We start from the raw sequence: 21128 nt of genomic DNA, 5'->3' as shown, positions 1-21128 counted from the left end.
CCGATCGCGCCAAGGTCTTTCGACAGTAGATTCCGCTTGGTCATTGCGTTAGGATGCTAACCGTTTGACACGTAACTCATATTAAATGGAATTATTGAAGGTTATGCGGTTATTTGATGATTTGGTGTTAGTTTTGCTGGCGAATAGTGTTGCAGCGAATCATTGCTCGCAGTCGTTAGGCTCTCGGTTGGATACTGGCTTGTTGATATGAGTCGGTGGGATGGACTTGTATGATTTTAGGTCGGCGATGAAGAGTTTTCGTTAGCCTCCATCCCGTTGAGAGAAAGGATTCGTTGTGATCAATAAGTTTCCGCTGTTGTCTCGTCTGTTGCTGATCATCATACTTCCTTTGTTGATCGTGCTTGGGATTGGGCTGTGCTATCTGCACTCATCATTGCCTCAAGCAAAGGCAACGTTGTTCTGGCGCGGTCATGATCCGGGCGCTGTGACCATCACCCGTGATGCGCACGGTATGCCGCATATTCGCGGAGCATCGGATCTCGCCGTCTTCTATGCGGCGGGGTATGCTCAGGCGCAGGACCGCTTATGGCAAATGGAGGTTCAACGTCGCATCGCGCAGGGGCGCCTGAGCGAAATACTGGGTCGTGGCTCGGTCAAGCAGGACGCTTGGTTTAAAACCCTGGGCCTCTATCGTGCAGCAGGCAAAGCATGGGAATCGTTGAGTGAGGCGTCGCGCGCTTCCCTCTTGGCGTACGCCGAGGGCGTCAACGCCTGGATCTCCGAGCAGCGGGCCTTGCCACCCGAATTCATCGCGTTCGGGATAAAACCGCAGCCATGGACTCCGGTGGATTCGCTGGCTTGGATCAAAGTATTCGCCCTGAACCTGTCGGGGAACTTCGACGACGAGATGCAGCGCTATATAGCGAGTGCCTATTTCAATTCCGATCAGATCAACTTTCTTTTCAGCCGGCACCAGGACGGTGGGGGGACGCAGAGCAATGGGGTCGATAACGCTCATGTGCAGGCCCTGGCGGCTGTGGTCGAAGGGCAGCGGGTCTTGCGGGAAGATCTGAACTTGGGAGGCAAATGGCTGGGGAGCAATGCCTGGGTGACGGCCGGGCGATTGGCTGCGGATGGTCGACCTACGCTTGCCAATGACCCGCATCTTGGATTGAGCATTCCGTCCTGGTGGTATCCGGTCGCGCTCGAAGGGGAGCATCTAAAAAGCGTCGGCATGAGCTTGATCGGGTTGCCGGTGGTGGTGCTGGGGCTGAACAGCGACATCGCTTGGGGGGCTACCAGCATGACGGCTGACGTACAGGATCTATATTTCGAGACGCTCGATGCGAAGCGGCCGGGTCAGTATCTCCGTGATGGCCGATGGGAGCCGCTTGAAGTGCGCACCGAGGAAATACAGGTCAAAGCGGACTTTCCCGCAGTGCTGCGAACAGCGCTCGAGCCTGTGCGCTTGCAGGTCAGAAGTTCCGTCCATGGACCTATTATCACCGCTATGGATCCTGCCCTTGAAGCGGTGGCGTCATTACGCTGGGTGGCCTTCGATGATAACGACACCACCTATGAAGCCTTGCTCAGGTTGAACTATGCCAAGGATTGGCAGGCCTTCAAGTCGGCATTGTCCTTGTTCGTTTCACCGGCGCTGAATTTTTTATACGCTGACGTTCAAGGTAATATTGGCTACCAAGGCGCCGGTCGGATTCCTATTCGTAAGAACGGACATGGACTTGCTCCTGTATCTGGCGAAACGAGTGAATTTGAGTGGGAAGGCTATATCCCTTTTAACGATATGCCTCAGCGTTTCAATCCGCCAGAAGGATACTTGGTGTCGGCAAATGACGACGTAACGGGGGCGGATTATCCTTATTTCATTTCCAGTAACTGGGCTCCACCCGGTCGAGCCTTGCGTATTCGCCAGTTGATCGCCGAAAGCCTCGAGCGCTCGGGCGGTCTTGACTTGGAGACCCACCAGCGAATTCAGCAGGACGTGATGAGTCTACCGGCTTTGCGAATGGCCACAGCCTTGGCAACGCTCGAGGGGCGTACGCCGCGACAGAGTCTCGCCTTGACGCAACTGCGTGGTTGGGATGGAAACATGTCGTTGGACAGTGTGCCAGCGGCGATCTTCAACGTCTGGATGCGCCATGTGGTTGATCGAGTCTTCGCGGCTAAGGCACGCGTTCCGTTCAACCAGCGAGGTCATCTGGTCGACGTCGAAGCGTTGTTTGCGCGATTAAGTACGGATGATGTGTATGCGGCGTTGGACGGTACCTCTAGCGCATGGTGTGACCTTAAGGAAAAACCCAGGCCTTGTGCCGCGGCACTTTATGAGTCCTTGGATCTGGCGTTGGATGAGCTGGAGAAGCTGAAAGGCGGAGATATGAGTGCTTGGCGCTGGGGGGGCTGCAGCACGGGCTATACGAACATACCCCATTCAGTTTCATAAAACCGTTGAACGCGATTTTCGAGCGTAGTGTCGCCGCCGCTGGTTCTACGGATACAGTGAATGTTTCATATTATTCATTCATGAACGCCAATAGCTATGTGAAGCATGTTGGGGCTGGCTTCCGCCAGGTCATGAGCATGGGGGCGGTGGAAAACTCGTATTCCTACATGAACTCCACGGGGCAGTCGGGGAGCGTGCTAAGTGCTCACTACGCCGACATGCTCACTCCGTTCGCTCTGGGGCAGTATTATCACATGACGCTGCGCCGGGATGACGTCGAAAACAATTCGGAGAGCAGTCGCCGGCATGATGCTCATCAGTGAATTTGGGCGCAAAGCCCCCAATCGATTGTTTTTTGCATTGATCCTTGGTTCCCTGGCGGGTATTTGCTATGCCTTCCTCATTCCAATTGTTTTGAGTACTTTGGGTGGTCAGGACGATGGCCTTTCGCCAGTGAGTGAGGAGCGTTACACCTTCCTGTCGATCGAGATTGCGAACCACAAGATGGCGGCGGTCTTCCTGGCGCTATGCGTGATAATCGTGCTGGCGCGAACGGCATCGCGCACAATTCTGATGCGAATCTCCGCAGAGCTGACGTTGAATCTGCGCATCAAACTTTATCAGAAGATATCAGGGGCAGATCTGCGTAACCTCGAGGGTGTCGGACATTCCAGGATCATTACCGCCATGACTGAGGATGTTCGTCGCGTGGTGTTAGGGGGGCAGTTGCTGCCTGACCTATTGATGAGCAGTGTCACGCTACTGGGTATGTTGACTTTCTTGGCGCTTCTGAATACAGCAGTGTTCGTGTTCGTCGTTCAGGCTATCTGCGTGGGCGTGCTCATGCATCAGTTGCCGGTATTCTTCGGCAATCGTAGCTTCTCCCGATCACGTGCAATACTGGGCAAACTACAAAGCGCCATGACCGGTTTGGTCTATGGCGCTAAGGAGCTGAAATTAAACTCTGAGGGGTTGAAGTACTACATGGAAAATGTGGTACTTGCGCACGAGCGGGACCTGCTCAAGGCCGACAGAACCACTTATACGTTTTTGGTCGCGGCGAATTCGTATGGTGACTTGCTGAGTTTCTTCGTGATTGGGGTCGTTTCGTTTATTTTCGTCAATTACCACGCTATCAGCTCGACGGAACTGGTGGGAGTGGTAATGGCTCTGCTCTACGTAGCGGGCCCTGTGGCGATGATCATTGATGTGACGTTTCCTATCATCATGGGTAAGAACGCATTGCGCCAGCTTGAGCAATTGTTCGGTGAGCTGTCCGAGGATCGATCGCTTGAAGGTGTGGAACCCGCAGGGCCTTGGCAGTGCATGGAGTTGTCCAACATTGTCTTCCAGCACGAGTCTCAAGTGCATGGAGAGATCTATAAGGTTGGGCCGGTCTCCCTGAGCGTACGCCGTGGCAACTTGACGTTCATTGTTGGTGGCAACGGCTCCGGTAAGACGACACTGTGCAAGATGATTTCACTGCATTACTCGCCCCTGAGTGGGAGCATTTCATTCGATGGGCGTGCTGTTGATGATTCTTCACGTGAGGGGTTTCGTCAGGAAATTTCGGCAATTTATTCTGACTACCATTTGTTCGAGCAATTACTGGCTCCAATGACGGAGCATATTCATGAACGAGCCCGTGGCTATTTGTCTATGCTCGGCCTGGAAAACAAGGTAACGATCAATGATGGCGTGTTCTCCACCCTGGCGTTGTCGGATGGGCAGCGTAAGCGTCTGGCGTTGCTGGTCGCTTTGCTGCAAGACCGGTCCTTGTACATCTTCGATGAGTGGGCGGCAGATCAGGATCCTGGATTCAAGGAGGTATTCTATCGCCGTGTTCTCCCCCTCTTGCGAGCGGAGGGCAAGGCTGTGGTCGTGATCAGCCATGATGATAGATATTTCGATGTGGCCGACCAGATCGTTGTGATGGAAGATGGCTCGCTGGTTGATTTCCAAACGGTTGGCTCGGATCACAAGGGGCGGACGAAGACGTCACCGGGGGTAGTGCTCGGCGAGAGGTCATGAACGATTTGATCTGTAGGGGCTATTCATATTTAGAACATAGGGTGTGGTGTTTTAATTTGTAGCGGACTCATTTCCCAAGGTCTGGCAGGTTTTGGGTATAGGTTGTACGGCCATTGATACTGCGCTGGCTGATTATTGGGTGAGCGGGGCGATGCTGGAGTAGCGCGGTGTCGGATGGCCATGCTGGCGCGTCTTTTTTCTCATGGATTGGAGTTCTTCATTGTGCACGCTGACGGTTTAGTTGTTCCGCAGGATCCCGTAATCTACTTGTTGCGGACATTGGATCAGTCAGGAGTTCGTCTTAGCGTAAACGCAAATGGACAGCTCAGCGTCAAGGCACCCAAGGGAGGTTTGACTCCCGAGCTCAGACAATTGATCAGTGACAACAAGGCAGCGCTTGTTGCTCAGTTGCGCGACAGTGGCGCGCCTGTGCGTTTGTCGGTCGAGCAGCGTTCAACTCCCTTCCCGCTTTCCTCGGGGCAGCAGCGCCTTTGGTTCCTTGACCGTTACTCACCGGGGGAAGCACGTTATACGATCTCGGCCGCCGTTAGCCTTAGGGGCGCTGCTTTTCAGGTAGGACTGCTCCAGTACGCGGTCGATGCCTTATGTGAGCGCCATGAGGTATTGCGCACCACATTCATTGAAGTGAATGGCGAGCCGAGGCAGTGCGTGCAACCCACGTCGCGCCAGCCGATAGCGGTTATCGACTTGGAAGCATTGGAGCCGGCGGCCCGTACCGCGAAATTATATGCGACGCTAGAGTCTGAGGCGAATAAACCGTTCGACCTGGCGCTCGGACCGTTGCTGCGCGTTGGGGTTATTCGGCTGGCACCGGCAGAGCATGTTCTGTTCATCAATATTCACCATATCATCGCTGATGATTGGTCGATGACATTGTTGGTCCACGAAATAGCCGAGTTTTATAGTCGCGGTGTGGCGGGTATGGCCTGCGAATTTACGCCCCTGGCCCTGCAATACCTCGACTATGCAGCGTGGCAACGCAGGCAGGTGCAAAACGGCCTATTGATTCCGCAGATCGAATATTGGCGGACGCAGTTGGCGGATGCACCAGAGTTATTGCACTTGCCCACGGATCGTTCACGTCCTGCCGTGCAAACCTATCGAGGGGCGAGTCTACCTTTCCGCCTGAAGTCGCAGATGGTTTCTCGCTTGACGGCGATTGCTCAATCTCGCGGAGCGACGCTTTTTATGGTATTGCATGCGGCATTCTGCGTGTTGTTGCATCGCTATAGCGGGCAGACAGATTTATGCATTGGCGTCCCCGTTGCCGGTCGTGGCAGAGTGGAGTTCGAGCCCCTGATAGGCTTTTTCGTCAATACTCTGGTATTGCGCACACGTATTGAACCTTCCGCCAATTTCAGTGAATTGTTAGAGCATGTGAAAGCCACGGCGTTGCAGGCCTACGCATGCCAAGACGTTCCTTTTGAGCAGTTGGTCAACGAGCTTAAACTACCTCGTAATCTGAGCCATTCGCCGTTGTTCCAGGTCATGCTGGTGATGCAAGGTGCCAGCAGAGGAGCGATCAACATTCCGGGTTTGCGTGTTGAACCGTTAGATGTGGCTGTACAGGTGAGCAAATACGATCTCACCTGTATGTTCATGCAGAGTGGCCAGGAAGGGCACATGCTAGGCAGTATGGAATATAACTGCGATCTATTCGATGTGCTCACCATCGAACGCCTCATACGGCATTTCCAGGCAGTGCTTGAAGATGTCATGGAGCGCCCGGATGTACCGGTTCATAAGCTACGCATGCTTTCGCACGATGAGGTGCGGCAGACACTCTATGGCTGGAATGATACACGGGTTGCGCTAACCAAACCTTTGCTGGCGCATCAACAGTTTGAGCGTCAGGCCCGGCAAAACCCCGCGAAGTGTGCAGTCCTTCATGAAGGCAAAGAGCTTACTTATCACGAGTTGGAGGTCTACTCCCGTCAGTTGGCAGGGGAACTTCTCCGGCATGGTGTCGGTGCAGGGACATATGTTGCGGTAATGCTTGAACGCGGTCTGGACATACCCATTGCACTACTGGGTATTCTTCGCGCTGGTGCGACATATGTACCTTTGGATCCAAGCCACCCTGTAGAACGAATCAATTTCATGCTTGAGGATTGTGGCTCGGCATTTATCTTGGCGGGGCGCGATGCCTTCAACGGGCTCGAATCGATTGTGGGATGTACAAGGCTCGAACCCTGGGCATTGTATGGCCCGGATGTGCCAGTACCGTTGCCTGAGAGTCTACCCGTCGTTTCGGAGAGTGGGCTTGCTTATGTGATTTATACATCTGGGTCCACAGGCCTGCCTAAAGGTGTCATGGTAGAGCACCGCAACCTAATGAATCTCCTTCGGGCTATGCAGCGGCAAATTCCATTGGGCGTTGCAGATCGATTCCTGTCTGTGACCACACTGTCATTTGATATTGCCGCACTTGAGCTGTTCCACCCACTTATCCATGGTGCTCTTCTGCTGCTTGCTTCTAGGCAAACGGCGGCCAACCCGCAGTCACTAGCGAAAATCGTCGATGATCATGCCGTCACGGTGATGCAGGCGACTCCTTCTACCTGGCGTATGCTCGCCGAGCAGGGCTGGCCTTCGCGTAGGATGCAGATCCTTTCAGGTGGAGAGCCGTTGCCGGCAGGGTTAAGGCAGAGTTTGCTCGATTATGCCGGTGCATTCTGGAACCTCTATGGCCCCACTGAGACGACCATATGGTCTACCTGCCATCGTTTCGACACGGCCGATGGGAGAGACACAATCATTGGTGCCCCGATCGACAACACGCAAGTGTATGTGCTCGGACCCGCTGGCGAGTTGCTGCCTATCGGGGTAGTGGGGGAGATTTACATAGGTGGTGCAGGTGTGAGCCGCGGTTATCTGAATCGCCCAGCCCTGACCGCCCAGCGGTTTGTGCCGGATCCGTATGGAACGGAGCACGGTGGCCGTCTTTACCGGACGGGAGACTTGGGGGTCTGGCGGGCTGACGGTAGTCTCGAGTACGTGGGGCGATACGATTTTCAAGTCAAGATACGCGGTGCGCGTATCGAGCTTGGCGAGATCGAGTCGGCTCTGGCCAAGCACGAACAGGTTAGGCAAGTCGTAGTGGATGCCCGCTTTGACGCTGAAGGGAATCAGCGGCTGGTTGCTTATGTCGTGTCTCGCCAAGCCGATCAGGACATGCTGGTTACAACGTTGCGTGCTCATTTGCGCGCAACTCTGGCGGAACACATGCTGCCGAGCGTGCTGGTGTTTCTTGACGCCTTGCCATTGACGGCGAACGGGAAAATTGACCGTAAAGCCCTACCGGCTCCCGAGCGGCTTTTGCCGATGACATCGAACGACACGGCGCCTCAGTCTGAGTATGAGCAGGTTCTGGTAGAGGTGTGGAAGGGGCTGCTGGGGCTGGAGCGAGTAGGGCGCAATGATAACTTTTTTGAAATCGGCGGGCATTCTTTGCTCGCTGTTTCAATGGTCGCGAAGCTGCGCAAGTACGGATTGGAACTGGACATCCATTCGATTTTCGCCAGGCCTCGTCTGGCGGAGATGGCCGATGTTTTGCGAGAGGCGAGTAATGTCGAGGTACCGGCAAACCTGATTACATCCGAGACATCCAGCATCACGCCTGAGATGTTGCCATTGATTGCATTATCCCAGGCCGATATTGATTTGCTGGTCCAGCAGGTGCCTGGAGGTATTGCCAACATTCAAGATATCTATGCCCTGTCGCCCATGCAGGACGGCATTTTGTTCCATCACTTGTTGGCCCCTCAAGGGGACCCCTATCTGATGGTCTACGAGCTTGCCTTCGCCGAACGCGCCATGCTCGATCGCTACCTGAGTAAAGTCGAACAAGTCATTGGTCGTCATGACATCTTGCGTACCTCGTTTCATTGGCGTGACCTCCCTGTTCCGGCGCAGGTCGTCTGGCGTCATGCCCCTCTACAGACGACTTTCCTTGAGCTGGATGCCCGGCATGGCCCTGTCCTCGAGCAGCTTCGTGACCGTTTCGACCCGCGTAAACATAGTTTAGACATCAGCCAAGCTGGGTTATTACGGGCGGTTGTTGCCGAGGATGCCGAGCAGGGACGATGGTTGCTGCATTTGCGTTTGCATCATCTGATTGGTGACCATGTCACGCTGCAAATGCTCAATAACGAGGTCTTCTCCCTGCTTGCCGACCAGCAGTGTGCGCTGGCGCCGGTGCGTCATTTTCGAGATTTTGTGGCCCATACCTACCTTGAGTCGGCTGTTGGCCGCTACGAACGATTTTTCCGCGATTACCTTTCCTCGGTTAGTCAGCCGAGCTTGCCCTTCGGGATCGCGCAGGCGTCGCCTGAACATTTCCAGGAACATCGACAATGGGTGCCAGCCCAACTCCTCGGGCGCCTGAATCACCATGCGCGTCGCCTCGGCGTCAGTTTGAGTAGCCTATGCCATCTTGCTTGGGCGCTGACAGTTGCGCGGACCAGCCAGAACCGCCATGTGGTGTTTGGCACTGTGTTGCTAGGACGGGCATCTTCCTCAGCATTCGACGAGCCCGCTATGGGACTCCTGATCAACACGCTTCCCTTCAGCCTCGCCGTGCAAGATGTCTCGGTTGATGAAGCTGTTCGCAATGCCCATGCTTCCCTGGCTCTGTTGCTGCGTCATGAGCACGCGCCGCTGACGTTGGCGCAGCGCTGCGGTTCCATTCCCGCGTCCACGCCTCTGTTCAGCGCGTTGCTCAACTACCGACATAATCTTGCGAGCGTCGTCGGTACTGAGGATGCCCTGCCTGCGGGAATTCAGTGGTTAGGCGGACGTGTGGGCGTGACATACCCCTTCAGCATGACGATCGAGGCTCATGAGGAGTCGATGGAGCTTATCGCGCATGTCGTTGCGCCAGTTCCAGCGCGGCGAATGGGTGACTACATGCTGCGGTCATTGCAAGCCTTGGCAAACAGCATGGACGATGATTCACAGGCGATGCTCGATGGTCTTGATATCCTGTCACCCGATGAGCGGCGCCAGGTTTTGCAAGGCTGGAACGCAACGGTCACGCCGGTGCCGGCCGGTGACTTGATCGAGTTGTTCGAGGCCCAGGTAGCCCGCACGCCATCGGCAGTAGCGCTCAGCCATGGCGAGCGTCAGGTGAGCTATGCCGAGCTCAACGCGCAGGCCAATGCCGTGGCCCATGCCTTGCGGGCCGATGGAATCGGCGCCCAGGATGTGGTGGCGCTGGCCCTGCCACGCTCGCTGGAGCTGGTGGTGGGCATCCTGGGGGTGCTCAAGGCCGGCGCGGCCTACTTGCCGATGGACCTGAATCACCCGGCGGAGCGGTTGGCCTGGATGCTGGAGGATGTACGTCCACGGGGCGGATTGTGCCTGGCCTCGGCGTGCGAGCGCTTGCCGGCGCTTGTGGCCTGGCAGCCCCTGGATGGGCGTGCGGGTGAGCAATGGTTGGAGGGACGCGATCGAGGAAACCCGCTGGGGTGCCGCCAGGGTGATGAGCTGGCGTATGTCGTGCATACCTCCGGCTCGACGGGGCAGCCCAAGGGTGTGATGGTGACGCACGCCAGCCTTGCCAACAAGATCGCAGACGCGGCGCGCCACCTGTCACTCTCGGCCAGCGACCGCTTGAGCCTGCTCAGTGGTCCGTCGTTCGATGCGCTGATCATCCAGATGGGCACGCCCCTGCTTGCAGGGGCTTGCGTGGTGGTGATCGAGGACACGGTGCGCGATGATCTCGACCGGTTCTGGGCCTATGTGCAGGACCAGGCGATCAGCGTCCTTAGTTGCGTGCCATCGTATCTGACCCATGCGCTGCGCAGTGGCCATGCCAAGCCGTCGGTGCGGCATGTCATCCTATGGGAGGAGGCGTGGCCCTCGGAGCTGTGCCAGAGTATCCGCCAGGCGCTGAGGGCTGAACGCGTCACCAATCTGTATGCGTCGGCTGAGGCCGGTAGCACGGGCGCGCAAATGGTGCCGAATGAGACGGGGGAGGACAGTGATTCGCCGATCAATACCTCATTCGGCGGTTATCAAGTCTACACCATGGCTGTGCGCAAAGAGGGTAGTCGCGCCGCACGCAACGACCATGAATTTCTACTCTGTCAGCTTTTTGCCCAGATGCTTGGGTTGGACACAGTAGGCATCGACGATAGCTTCTTTGAATTGGGCGGGCACTCGTTGCTGGCCATGCGTCTGGTCAATGCCGTGCGCGAGTCGCTGGGCGTGGAGTTGCCCCTGCGCAGTGTGTTCGAGACACCGACGGTCGCTCAACTGGTCAATGAGTGCCGAAACCTGAACGCGCAGCGTCCGCGGCTGGTTGCCATGCAGCGGCCCGAGTTGTTGCCGTTGTCGTTCGCGCAGCAGCGGTTGTGGTTTCTGGCACAGCTCGAAGGGGATGCCTCGACCTACATCGTCCCGACGGCCCTGCGCCTGCAGGGCGTGGTGGATTCGCAGGCGTTGCAGTCAGCCCTGGCCGACCTGGCGATGCGCCATGAGACCCTGCGCACCTGCTTCCAGGTGCGCCACGGTGAGCCATGGCAGGTCATCGCATCTCAGGCGCATGTGGACTTCGTCCAGCTCGACACGGACGCGGCGGCGCTGGAGGGCCTGCTGGCCGCCGAGCTCGAGCGGCCATTCGCCCTGGATCTTTCGCCGCCCTGGCGAGTCCGGTTGTATCGTTTGGGAGCCGAGGATCACGTGCTGCTGCTGGTGTTGCACCACATCGTTACCGATGGTGCTTCTCAAGGTCCCCTGTTGAATGACCTGGTACAGGCTTATCGAGCACGCTCGACCGGAAGGTCGCCGGACTGGACGGCGTTGCCGGTGCAGTACGCGGATTACAGCCTGTGGCAACGGGGCTGGTTGGGCGAGCTTGAAGACGAGCAGAGCGCACTGGCCCACCAGTTGGGCTATTGGCGTCAGGCGCTGCACGAGCTGCCCACGCAGATTTCCCTGCCGACGGATCGGCCTCGCCCAGCCGTCGCCAACACGGAAGGTGGCGTGGTCCGCTTCCAGGTGCCAGCCGCGTTGCACCAGCGGTTGCAGGCCTTGGCCCAGTCACGGCGGGCGACCTTGTTCATGGTACTGCAGGCGGGTTTCGCAGGGCTATTGAGCCGCCTGGGCGCCGGGACCGACATTCCGATCGGCAGCCCGGTCGCAGGGCGGATCGAGGAAAGCCTGGAGCCACTGGTGGGATTCTTCGTCAACACCTTGGTGTTGCGCACGGACACCAGCGGCAACCCTGACTTCCTGAGCTTGATCGACCGTGTGCGGGCAACCGACCTGGAGGCCTATTCGAATCAGGACCTGCCGTTCGAGCGCCTGGTCGAGGCGCTCAACCCTGTGCGTTCGTTGGCGCACCATGCGTTGTTCCAGGTCACACTGACCTTGGAGGCCAGCCAGAGCGCGGATCTTGAGCAACTGGCGTTGCCGGGCTTGGTGGTGAGTCCGCTGGCGGCCAGTGGCACTCGAGTCAAGTTCGACCTGTCCCTGTCGTTCACGGAGCAGGCTGGGCAGCAGGGCATGCAAGGTGCGCTGGAGTATCGCCAGGATCTGTTCGACTCGGCCACGGTCGAGACCTTGGCGCAGCGCTTGCTGATCCTGCTCGAGGCGGCCAGCCAGTCGCCCGAGACCTCACTGGGTGAACTGGACATATTACGACCCGATGAGCGGCGCCAGGTGTTGCAAGGCTGGAACGCAACGGTCACGCCGGTGCCGGCCGGTGACTTGATCGAGTTGTTCGAGGCCCAGGTAGCCCGCACGCCATCGGCAGTAGCGCTCAGCCATGGCGAGCGTCAGGTGAGCTATGCCGAGCTCAACGCGCAGGCCAATGCCGTGGCCCATGCCTTGCGGGCCGATGGAATCGGCGCCCAGGATGTGGTGGCGCTGGCCCTGCCACGCTCGCTGGAGCTGGTGGTGGGCATCCTGGGGGTGCTCAAGGCCGGCGCGGCCTACTTGCCGATGGACCTGAATCACCCGGCGGAGCGGTTGGCCTGGATGCTGGAGGATGTACGTCCACGGGGCGGATTGTGCCTGGCCTCGGCGTGCGAGCGCTTGCCGGCGCTTGTGGCCTGGCAGCCCCTGGATGGGCGTGCGGGTGAGCAATGGTTGGAGGGACGCGATCGAGGAAACCCGCTGGGGTGCCGCCAGGGTGATGAGCTGGCGTATGTCGTGCATACCTCCGGCTCGACGGGGCAGCCCAAGGGTGTGATGGTGACGCACGCCAGCCTTGCCAACAAGATCGCAGACGCGGCGCGCCACCTGTCACTCTCGGCCAGCGACCGCTTGAGCCTGCTCAGTGGTCCGTCGTTCGATGCGCTGATCATCCAGATGGGCACGCCCCTGCTTGCAGGGGCTTGCGTGGTGGTGATCGAGGACACGGTGCGCGATGATCTCGACCGGTTCTGGGCCTATGTGCAGGACCAGGCGATCAGCGTCCTTAGTTGTGTGCCGTCGTACTTGGCGTATGCGCTGCGCAGTGGTCATGCCAAGCCGTCGGTGCGGCATGTCATTCTGGGGGGCGAGGCACTGGCCACGGAGTTGTGCCGCAGTATCCGCCAGGCGCTGGGTACCGAGCGGATCACCAACCTGTATGGGCCGACCGAGGCGACGTGCGATGCCACGGGGCACCGGGTCGGGTGGGACGAATTGGAAGACGCCAGCCAGTTACCGATAGGCGTGCCGGCGGCGAACTACCAGGTGTACGTGCTGGACGCACGGCTGGAGCCCGTGCCGGCCGGTACGGTCGGCGAGATCTATCTGGCCGGTGTCGGCCTGGCGCGTGGTTATTGGCAGCAGGGCGGGCTGACGGCGCGGCAGTTCGTGCCCAACCCCTACGGCGCAGCGGGTAGTCGGATGTACCGCACTGGCGACCTGGGGCAGTGGCGTGAAGACGGTTGCCTGCTCTATCGCGGGCGTCTCGACCAACAGGTCAAGATCAATGGCGTGCGCATCGAGCCGGGAGAGATCGAGGCGGTCTTGCTGAGGCATGAGGCGGTGGCACAGGCTGCGGTGCTGCTGCGTGGTGCCTCGCGCCTGGTGGGGTATGTGGTGTTGCACGAAGGGCAAGCGGTGGAGGTCGATGTCTTGCGTCAACACCTGTTGCAATGCCTGCCGGCCTACATGGTGCCCAGTGCCTTGGTGTTGCTGGCGTCGCTGCCGCGCACGGCCAACGGCAAGCTCGACCAGCGCGCCTTGCCGGAGCCACAAGCGCACAGGCCGGCCAGCCGTGCTGCGCGCGACGAGCAGGAAGCCTTGCTGTGCCGCCTGTTTGCCGAGGTGCTGGGCGTGGAAGCGGTGGGCATCGACGACAACTTCTTCGAAATGGGTGGACACTCGTTGCTGGCCATGCGTCTGGTCAATGCCGTGCGCGAGTCGTTGGGCGTGGAGTTGCCCCTGCGCAGTGTGTTCGAGACACCGACGGTCGCTCAACTGGTCAATGAGTGCCGAAACCTGAACGCGCAGCGTCCGCGGCTGGTTGCCATGCAGCGGCCCGAGTTGTTGCCGTTGTCGTTCGCGCAGCAGCGGTTGTGGTTTCTGGCACAGCTCGAAGGGGATGCCTCGACCTACATCGTCCCGACGGCCCTGCGCCTGCAGGGCGTGGTGGATTCGCAGGCGTTGCAGTCAGCCCTGGCCGACCTGGCGATGCGCCATGAGACCCTGCGCACCTGCTTCCAGGTGCGCCACGGTGAGCCATGGCAGGTCATCGCATCTCAGGCGCATGTGGACTTCGTCCAGCTCGACACGGACGCGGCGGCGCTGGAGGGCCTGCTGGCCGCCGAGCTCGAGCGGCCATTCGCCCTGGATCTTTCGCCGCCCTGGCGAGTCCGGTTGTATCGTTTGGGAGCCGAGGATCACGTGCTGCTGCTGGTGTTGCACCACATCGTTACCGATGGTGCTTCTCAAGGTCCCCTGTTGAATGACCTGGTACAGGCTTATCGAGCACGCTCGACCGGAAGGTCGCCGGACTGGACGGCGTTGCCGGTGCAGTACGCGGATTACAGCCTGTGGCAACGGGACTGGTTGGGCGAGCTTGAAGACGAGCAGAGCGCACTGGCCCACCAGTTGGGCTATTGGCGTCAGGCGCTGCACGAGCTGCCCACGCAGATTTCCCTGCCGACGGATCGGCCTCGCCCAGCCGTCGCCAACACGGAAGGTGGCGTGGTCCGCTTCCAGGTGCCAGCCGCGTTGCACCAGCGGTTGCAGGCCTTGGCCCAGTCACGGCGGGCGACCTTGTTCATGGTACTGCAGGCGGGTTTCGCAGGGCTATTGAGCCGCCTGGGCGCCGGGACCGACATTCCGATCGGCAGCCCGGTCGCAGGGCGGATCGAGGAAAGCCTGGAGCCACTGGTGGGATTCTTCGTCAACACCTTGGTGTTGCGCACGGACACCAGCGGCAACCCTGACTTCCTGAGCTTGATCGACCGTGTGCGGGCAACCGACCTGGAGGCCTATTCGAATCAGGACCTGCCGTTCGAGCGCCTGGTCGAGGCGCTCAACCCTGTGCGTTCGTTGGCGCACCATGCGTTGTTCCAGGTCACACTGACCTTGGAGGCCAGCCAGAGCGCGGATCTTGAGCAACTGGCGTTGCCGGGCTTGGTGGTGAGTCCGCTGGCGGCCAGTGGCACTCGAGTCAAGTTCGACCTGTCCCTGTCGTTCACGGAGCAGGCTGGGCAGCAGGGCATGCAAGGTGCGCTGGAGTATCGCCAGGACCTGTTCGACTCGGCCACGGTCGAGACCTTGGCGCAGCGCTTGCTGATCCTGCTCGAGGCGGCCAGCCAGTCGCCCGAGACCTCACTGGGTGAACTGGACATATTACGACCCGATGAGCGGCGCCAGGTGTTGCAAGGCTGGAACGCAACGGTCACGCCGGTGCCGGCCGGTGACTTGATCGAGTTGTTCGAGGCCCAGGTAGCCCGCACGCCATCGGCAGTAGCGCTCAGCCATGGCGAGCGTCAGGTGAGTTATGCCGAGCTCAACGCGCAGGCCAATGCCGTGGCCCATGCCTTGCGGGCCGATGGAATCGGCGCCCAGGATGTGGTGGCGCTGGCCCTGCCACGCTCGCTGGAGCTGGTGGTGGGCATCCTGGGGGTGCTCAAGGCCGGCGCGGCCTACTTGCCGATGGACCTGAATCACCCGGCGGAGCGGTTGGCCTGGATGCTGGAGGACGTACGTCCACGGGGTGGATTGTGCCTGGCCTCGGCGTGCGAGCGCTTGCCGGCGCTTGTGGCCTGGCAGCCCCTGGATGGGCGTGCGGGTGAGCAATGGTTGGAGGGACGCGATCGAGGAAACCCGCTGGGGTGCCGCCAGGGTGATGAGCTGGCGTATGTCGTGCATACCTCCGGCTCGACGGGGCAGCCCAAGGGTGTGATGGTGACGCACGCCAGCCTTGCCAACAAGATCGCAGACGCGGCGCGCCACCTGTCACTCTCGGCCAGCGACCGCATGAGCCTGCTCAGTGGTCCGTCGTTCGATGCGCTGATCGTCCAGATGGGCGCGCCCCTGCTTGCAGGGGCTTGCGTGGTGGTGATCGAGGACACGGTGCGCGATGATCTCGACCGGTTCTGGGCCTATGTGCAGGACCAGGCGATCAGCGTCCTTAGTTGCGTGCCGTCGTACTTGGCGTATGCGCTGCGCAGTGGTCATGCCAAGCCGTCGGTGCGGCATGTCATTCTGGGGGGCGAGGCACTGGCCACGGAGTTGTGCCGCAGTATCCGCCAGGTGCTGGGTACCGAGCGGATCACCAACCTGTATGGGCCGACCGAGGCGACGTGCGATGCCACGGGGCACCGGGTCGGGTGGGACGAATTGGAAGACGCCAGCCAGTTACCGATAGGCGTGCCGGCGGCGAACTACCAGGTGTACGTGCTGGACGCACGGCTGGAGCCCGTGCCGGCCGGTACGGTCGGCGAGATCTATCTGGCCGGTGTCGGCCTGGCGCGTGGTTATTGGCAGCAGGGCGGGCTGACGGCGCGGCAGTTCGTGCCCAACCCCTACGGCGCAGCGGGTAGTCGGATGTACCGCACTGGCGACCTGGGGCAGTGGCGTGAAGACGGTTGCCTGCTCTATCGCGGGCGTCTCGACCAACAGGTCAAGATCAATGGCGTGCGCATCGAGCCGGGAGAGATCGAAGCGGTCTTGCTGAGGCATGAGGCGGTGGCACAGGCTGCGGTGCTGCTGCGTGGTGCCTCGCGCCTGGTGGGGTATGTGGTGTTGCACGAAGGGCAAGCGGTGGAGGTCGATGTCTTGCGCCAACACCTGTTGCAATGCCTGCCGGCCTACATGGTGCCCAGTGCCTTGGTGTTGCTGGCGTCGCTGCCGCGCACGGCCAACGGCAAGCTCGACCAGCGCGCCTTGCCGGAGCCACAAGCGCACAGGCCGGCCAGCCGTGCTGCGCGCGACGAGCAGGAAGCCTTGCTGTGCCGCCTGTTTGCCGAGGTGCTGGGCGTGGAAGCGGTGGGCATCGACGACAACTTCTTCGAAATGGGTGGACACTCGTTGCTGGCCATGCGTCTGGTCAATGCCGTGCGCGAGTCGCTGGGCGTGGAGTTGCCCCTGCGCAGTGTGTTCGAGACACCGACGGTCGCTCAACTGGTCAATGAGTGCCGAAACCTGAACGCGCAGCGTCCGCGGCTGGTTGCCATGCAGCGGCCCGAGTTGTTGCCGTTGTCGTTCGCGCAGCAGCGGTTGTGGTTTCTGGCACAACTCGAAGGGGATGCCTCGACCTACATCGTCCCGACGGCCCTGCGCCTGCAGGGCGTGGTGGATTCGCAGGCGTTGCAGTCAGCCCTGGCCGACCTGGCGATGCGCCATGAGACCCTGCGCACCTGCTTCCAGGTGCGCCACGGTGAGCCATGGCAGGTCATCGCATCTCAGGCGCATGTGGACTTCGTCCAGCTCGACACGGACGCGGCGGTGTTGGAGGGCCTGCTGGCCGCCGAGCTCGAGCGGCCATTCGCCCTGGATCTTTCGCCGCCCTGGCGAGTCCGGTTGTATCGTTTGGGAGCCGAGGATCACGTGCTGCTGCTGGTGTTGCACCACATCGTTACCGATGGTGCTTCTCAAGGCCCCCTGTTGAATGACCTGGTACAGGCTTATCGAGCACGCTCGACCGGACGGTCGCCGGACTGGACGGCGTTGCCGGTGCAGTACGCGGATTACAGCCTGTGGCAACGGGACTGGTTGGGCGAGCTTGAAGACGAGCAGAGCGCACTGGCCCACCAGTTGGGCTATTGGCGTCAGGCGCTGCACGAGCTGCCTACGCAGATTTCCCTGCCGACGGATCGGCCTCGCCCAGCCGTCGCCAACACGGAAGGTGGCGTGGTCCGCTTCCAGGTGCCGGCCGCGTTGCACCAGCGGTTGCAGGCCTTGGCCCAGTCACGGCGGGCGACCTTGTTCATGGTACTGCAGGCGGGTTTCGCAGGGCTATTGAGCCGCCTGGGCGCCGGGACCGACATTCCGATCGGCAGCCCGGTCGCAGGGCGGATCGAGGAAAGCCTGGAGCCACTGGTGGGATTCTTCGTCAACACCTTGGTGTTGCGCACGGACACCAGCGGCAACCCTGACTTCCTGAGCTTGATCGACCGTGTGCGGGCAACCGACCTGGAGGCCTATTCGAATCAGGACCTGCCGTTCGAGCGCCTGGTCGAGGCGCTCAACCCTGTGCGTTCGTTGGCGCACCATGCGTTGTTCCAGGTCACACTGACCTTGGAGGCCAGCCAGAGCGCGGATCTTGAGCAACTGGCGTTGCCGGGCTTGGTGGTGAGTCCGCTGGAGGCCAGTGGCACTCGAGTCAAGTTCGACCTGTCCCTGTCGTTCACGGAGCAGGCTGGGCAGCAGGGCATGCAAGGTGCGCTGGAGTATCGCCAGGACCTGTTCGACTCGGCCACGGTCGAGACCTTGGCGCAGCGCTTGCTGATCCTGCTCGAGGCGGCCAGCCAGTCGCCCGAGACCTCACTGGGTGAACTGGACATATTACGACCCGATGAGCGGCGCCAGGTGTTGCAAGGCTGGAACGCAACGGTCACGCCGGTGCCGGCCGGTGACTTGATCGAGTTGTTCGAGGCCCAGGTAGCCCGCACGCCATCGGCAGTAGCGCTCAGCCATGGCGAGCGTCAGGTGAGTTATGCCGAGCTCAACGCGCAGGCCAATGCCGTGGCCCATGCCTTGCGGGCCGATGGAATCGGCGCCCAGGATGTGGTGGCGCTGGCCCTGCCACGCTCGCTGGAGCTGGTGGTGGGCATCCTGGGGGTGCTCAAGGCCGGCGCGGCCTACCTGCCGATGGACCTGAATCACCCGGCGGAGCGGTTGGCCTGGATGCTGGAGGACGTACGTCCACGGGGTGGATTGTGCCTGGCCTCGGCGTGCGAGCGCTTGCCGGCGCTTGTGGCCTGGCAGCCCCTGGATGGGCGTGCGGGTGAGCAATGGTTGGAGGGACGCGATCGAGGAAACCCGCTGGGGTGCCGCCAGGGTGATGAGCTGGCGTATGTCGTGCATACCTCCGGCTCGACGGGGCAGCCCAAGGGTGTGATGGTGACGCACGCCAGCCTTGCCAACAAGATCGCAGACGCGGCGCGCCACCTGTCACTCTCGGCCAGCGACCGCATGAGCCTGCTCAGTGGTCCGTCGTTCGATGCGCTGATCGTCCAGATGGGCGCGCCCCTGCTTGCAGGGGCTTGCGTGGTGGTGATCGAGGACACGGTGCGCGATGATCTCGACCGGTTCTGGGCCTATGTGCAGGACCAGGCGATCAGCGTCCTTAGTTGCGTGCCGTCGTACTTGGCGTATGCGCTGCGCAGTGGTCATGCCAAGCCGTCGGTGCGGCATGTCATTCTGGGGGGCGAGGCACTGGCCACGGAGTTGTGCCGCAGTATCCGCCAGGTGCTGGGTACCGAGCGGATCACCAACCTGTATGGGCCGACCGAGGCGACGTGCGATGCCACGGGGCACCGGGTCGGGTGGGACGAATTGGAAGACGCCAGCCAGTTACCGATAGGCGTGCCGGCGGCGAACTACCAGGTGTACGTGCTGGACGCACGGCTGGAGCCCGTGCCGGCCGGTACGGTCGGCGAGATCTATCTGGCCGGTGTCGGCCTGGCGCGTGGTTATTGGCAGCAGGGCGGGCTGACGGCGCGGCAGTTCGTGCCCAACCCCTACGGCGCAGCGGGTAGTCGGATGTACCGCACTGGCGACCTGGGGCAGTGGCGTGAAGACGGTTGCCTGCTCTATCGCGGGCGTCTCGACCAACAGGTCAAGATCAATGGCGTGCGCATCGAGCCGGGAGAGATCGAGGCGGTCTTGCTGAGGCATGAGGCGGTGGCACAGGCTGCGGTGCTGCTGCGTGGTGCCTCGCGCCTGGTGGGGTATGTGGTGTTGCACGAAGGGCAAGCGGTGGAGGTCGATGTCTTGCGTCAACACCTGTTGCAATGCCTGCCGGCCTACATGGTGCCCAGTGCCTTGGTGTTGCTGGCGTCGCTGCCGCGCACGGCCAACGGCAAGCTCGACCAGCGCGCCTTGCCGGAGCCACAAGCGCACAGGCCGGCCAGCCGTGCTGCGCGCGACGAGCAGGAAGCCTTGCTGTGCCGCCTGTTTGCCGAGGTGCTGGGCGTGGAAGCGGTGGGCATCGACGACAACTTCTTCGAAATGGGTGGACACTCGCTGCTGGCCATGCGTCTGGTCAATGCCGTGCGCGAGTCGCTGGGCGTGGAGTTGGCCATTCGCAGCTTGTTCGAGGCACCGGCAGTCGCCCAGTTATCGGAGAGGCTGGCAGAGCCGCAAGCCTCTTCGCTCGCCATGCTGTTGCCTCTGCGCGTACTAAAGGGGACACCTACTCTGTTCTGCTTGCATCCAGGTCGCGGATTATGTTGGTCGTACTCTCAATTCATCAGGTATCTGCCTGGTGTATCGATGTATGGTCTGCAGGCGCGTGGAATCGAAAACGACGAACCACCAGCGGCAACCCTGGCAGTCATGGTAGAGGAATATATCGAGTGCATCCTGCAGACTCAACCGACCGGCCCCTATCATTTGATGGGATGGTCTTTCGGCGGCAGGATTGCCTTCGAGGTGGCGTGCGCACTTAAAGGTTTGGGGCATGAGATTGGCGAAGTTATCTTGCTTGATGCTCGGGTGCCGTTCGAAGGCTTTAACCACAGTTCAATCACGGAGCGGACGGTGTTCAATGCGATACTTTCAGAAAATGAGCCGCTTGGCCCGGGCGTTGAACGAGCTATCGGTAGCATGTCGGCGTTTCATGAATATTTGAAGCGCCAAAACAACCCGCTGGGGATGCTGGATGTTGAGATATTTCGACGAGTCGTTAAAACCACTATAAATAATACATGGCTGGGGGAAACCTCCATTGAGCGATGCTATCCGGGAACGCTTACCTATTTCAGCGCAGGCCGCAGTGCGCCGTCCGGTATGACGCAAAGCGACCAATGGTCTGGCTTTACATCCATGCCAATTCGGAATATTACGCTCGATTGTTCGCACGATGATATTGTCAAGGTTCCTGCCGTTCAGGAGGTCTGCCGCTATATTTCGAGTCGGCTGGGGCAGGGCGAGTGGCAATCAATTGAAACGATTGCCGCGATGAGAGTCTAGTCGAGGGCAATGACTGTTCGATGATGACACGCCCCCGGTGGGGATTATCTACTGCCGGGAGCGT

General features: G+C 60.3%; 4 protein-coding genes. All 4 read left to right on the top strand.

What is annotated here, in order from left to right; translation table 11 throughout:
• Window positions 1-295 precede the first annotated feature (295 nt).
• The 4 genes from ACZ5KU_RS19290 to ACZ5KU_RS19275 all read left to right on the top strand — a co-directional run bounded on the left by ACZ5KU_RS19290 (window position 296) and on the right by ACZ5KU_RS19275 (window position 21064).
• A complete protein-coding gene (locus tag ACZ5KU_RS19290; RefSeq protein WP_464736040.1) occupies window positions 296-2422 on the top strand; it encodes a penicillin acylase family protein in 2127 nt (708 codons plus the stop codon).
• A gap of 5 nt (window positions 2423-2427) precedes the next feature.
• The gene (locus tag ACZ5KU_RS19285; protein ID WP_464736039.1) at window positions 2428-2745 is read left to right on the top strand and encodes a penicillin acylase family protein; all 318 of its coding nucleotides are present in this window, start codon (window positions 2428-2430) and stop codon (window positions 2743-2745) included.
• A complete protein-coding gene (locus ACZ5KU_RS19280) occupies window positions 2729-4453 on the top strand; it encodes a cyclic peptide export ABC transporter (RefSeq protein ID WP_054063132.1) in 1725 nt (574 codons plus the stop codon). Before ACZ5KU_RS19285 ends, ACZ5KU_RS19280 begins: the two co-directional genes overlap by 17 nt.
• A gap of 174 nt (window positions 4454-4627) precedes the next feature.
• Window positions 4628-21064: an amino acid adenylation domain-containing protein gene (locus ACZ5KU_RS19275; protein WP_464736038.1), complete on the top strand. Its 16437-nt coding sequence runs from the start codon at window positions 4628-4630 to the stop codon at window positions 21062-21064.
• Window positions 21065-21128 lie beyond the last annotated feature (64 nt).

It is taken from the genome of Pseudomonas sp. Tof1 (assembly GCF_055390395.1).
Note: the sequence above shows the minus strand (reverse complement) of the source record. Positions and strands in the feature narration are given on the sequence as shown.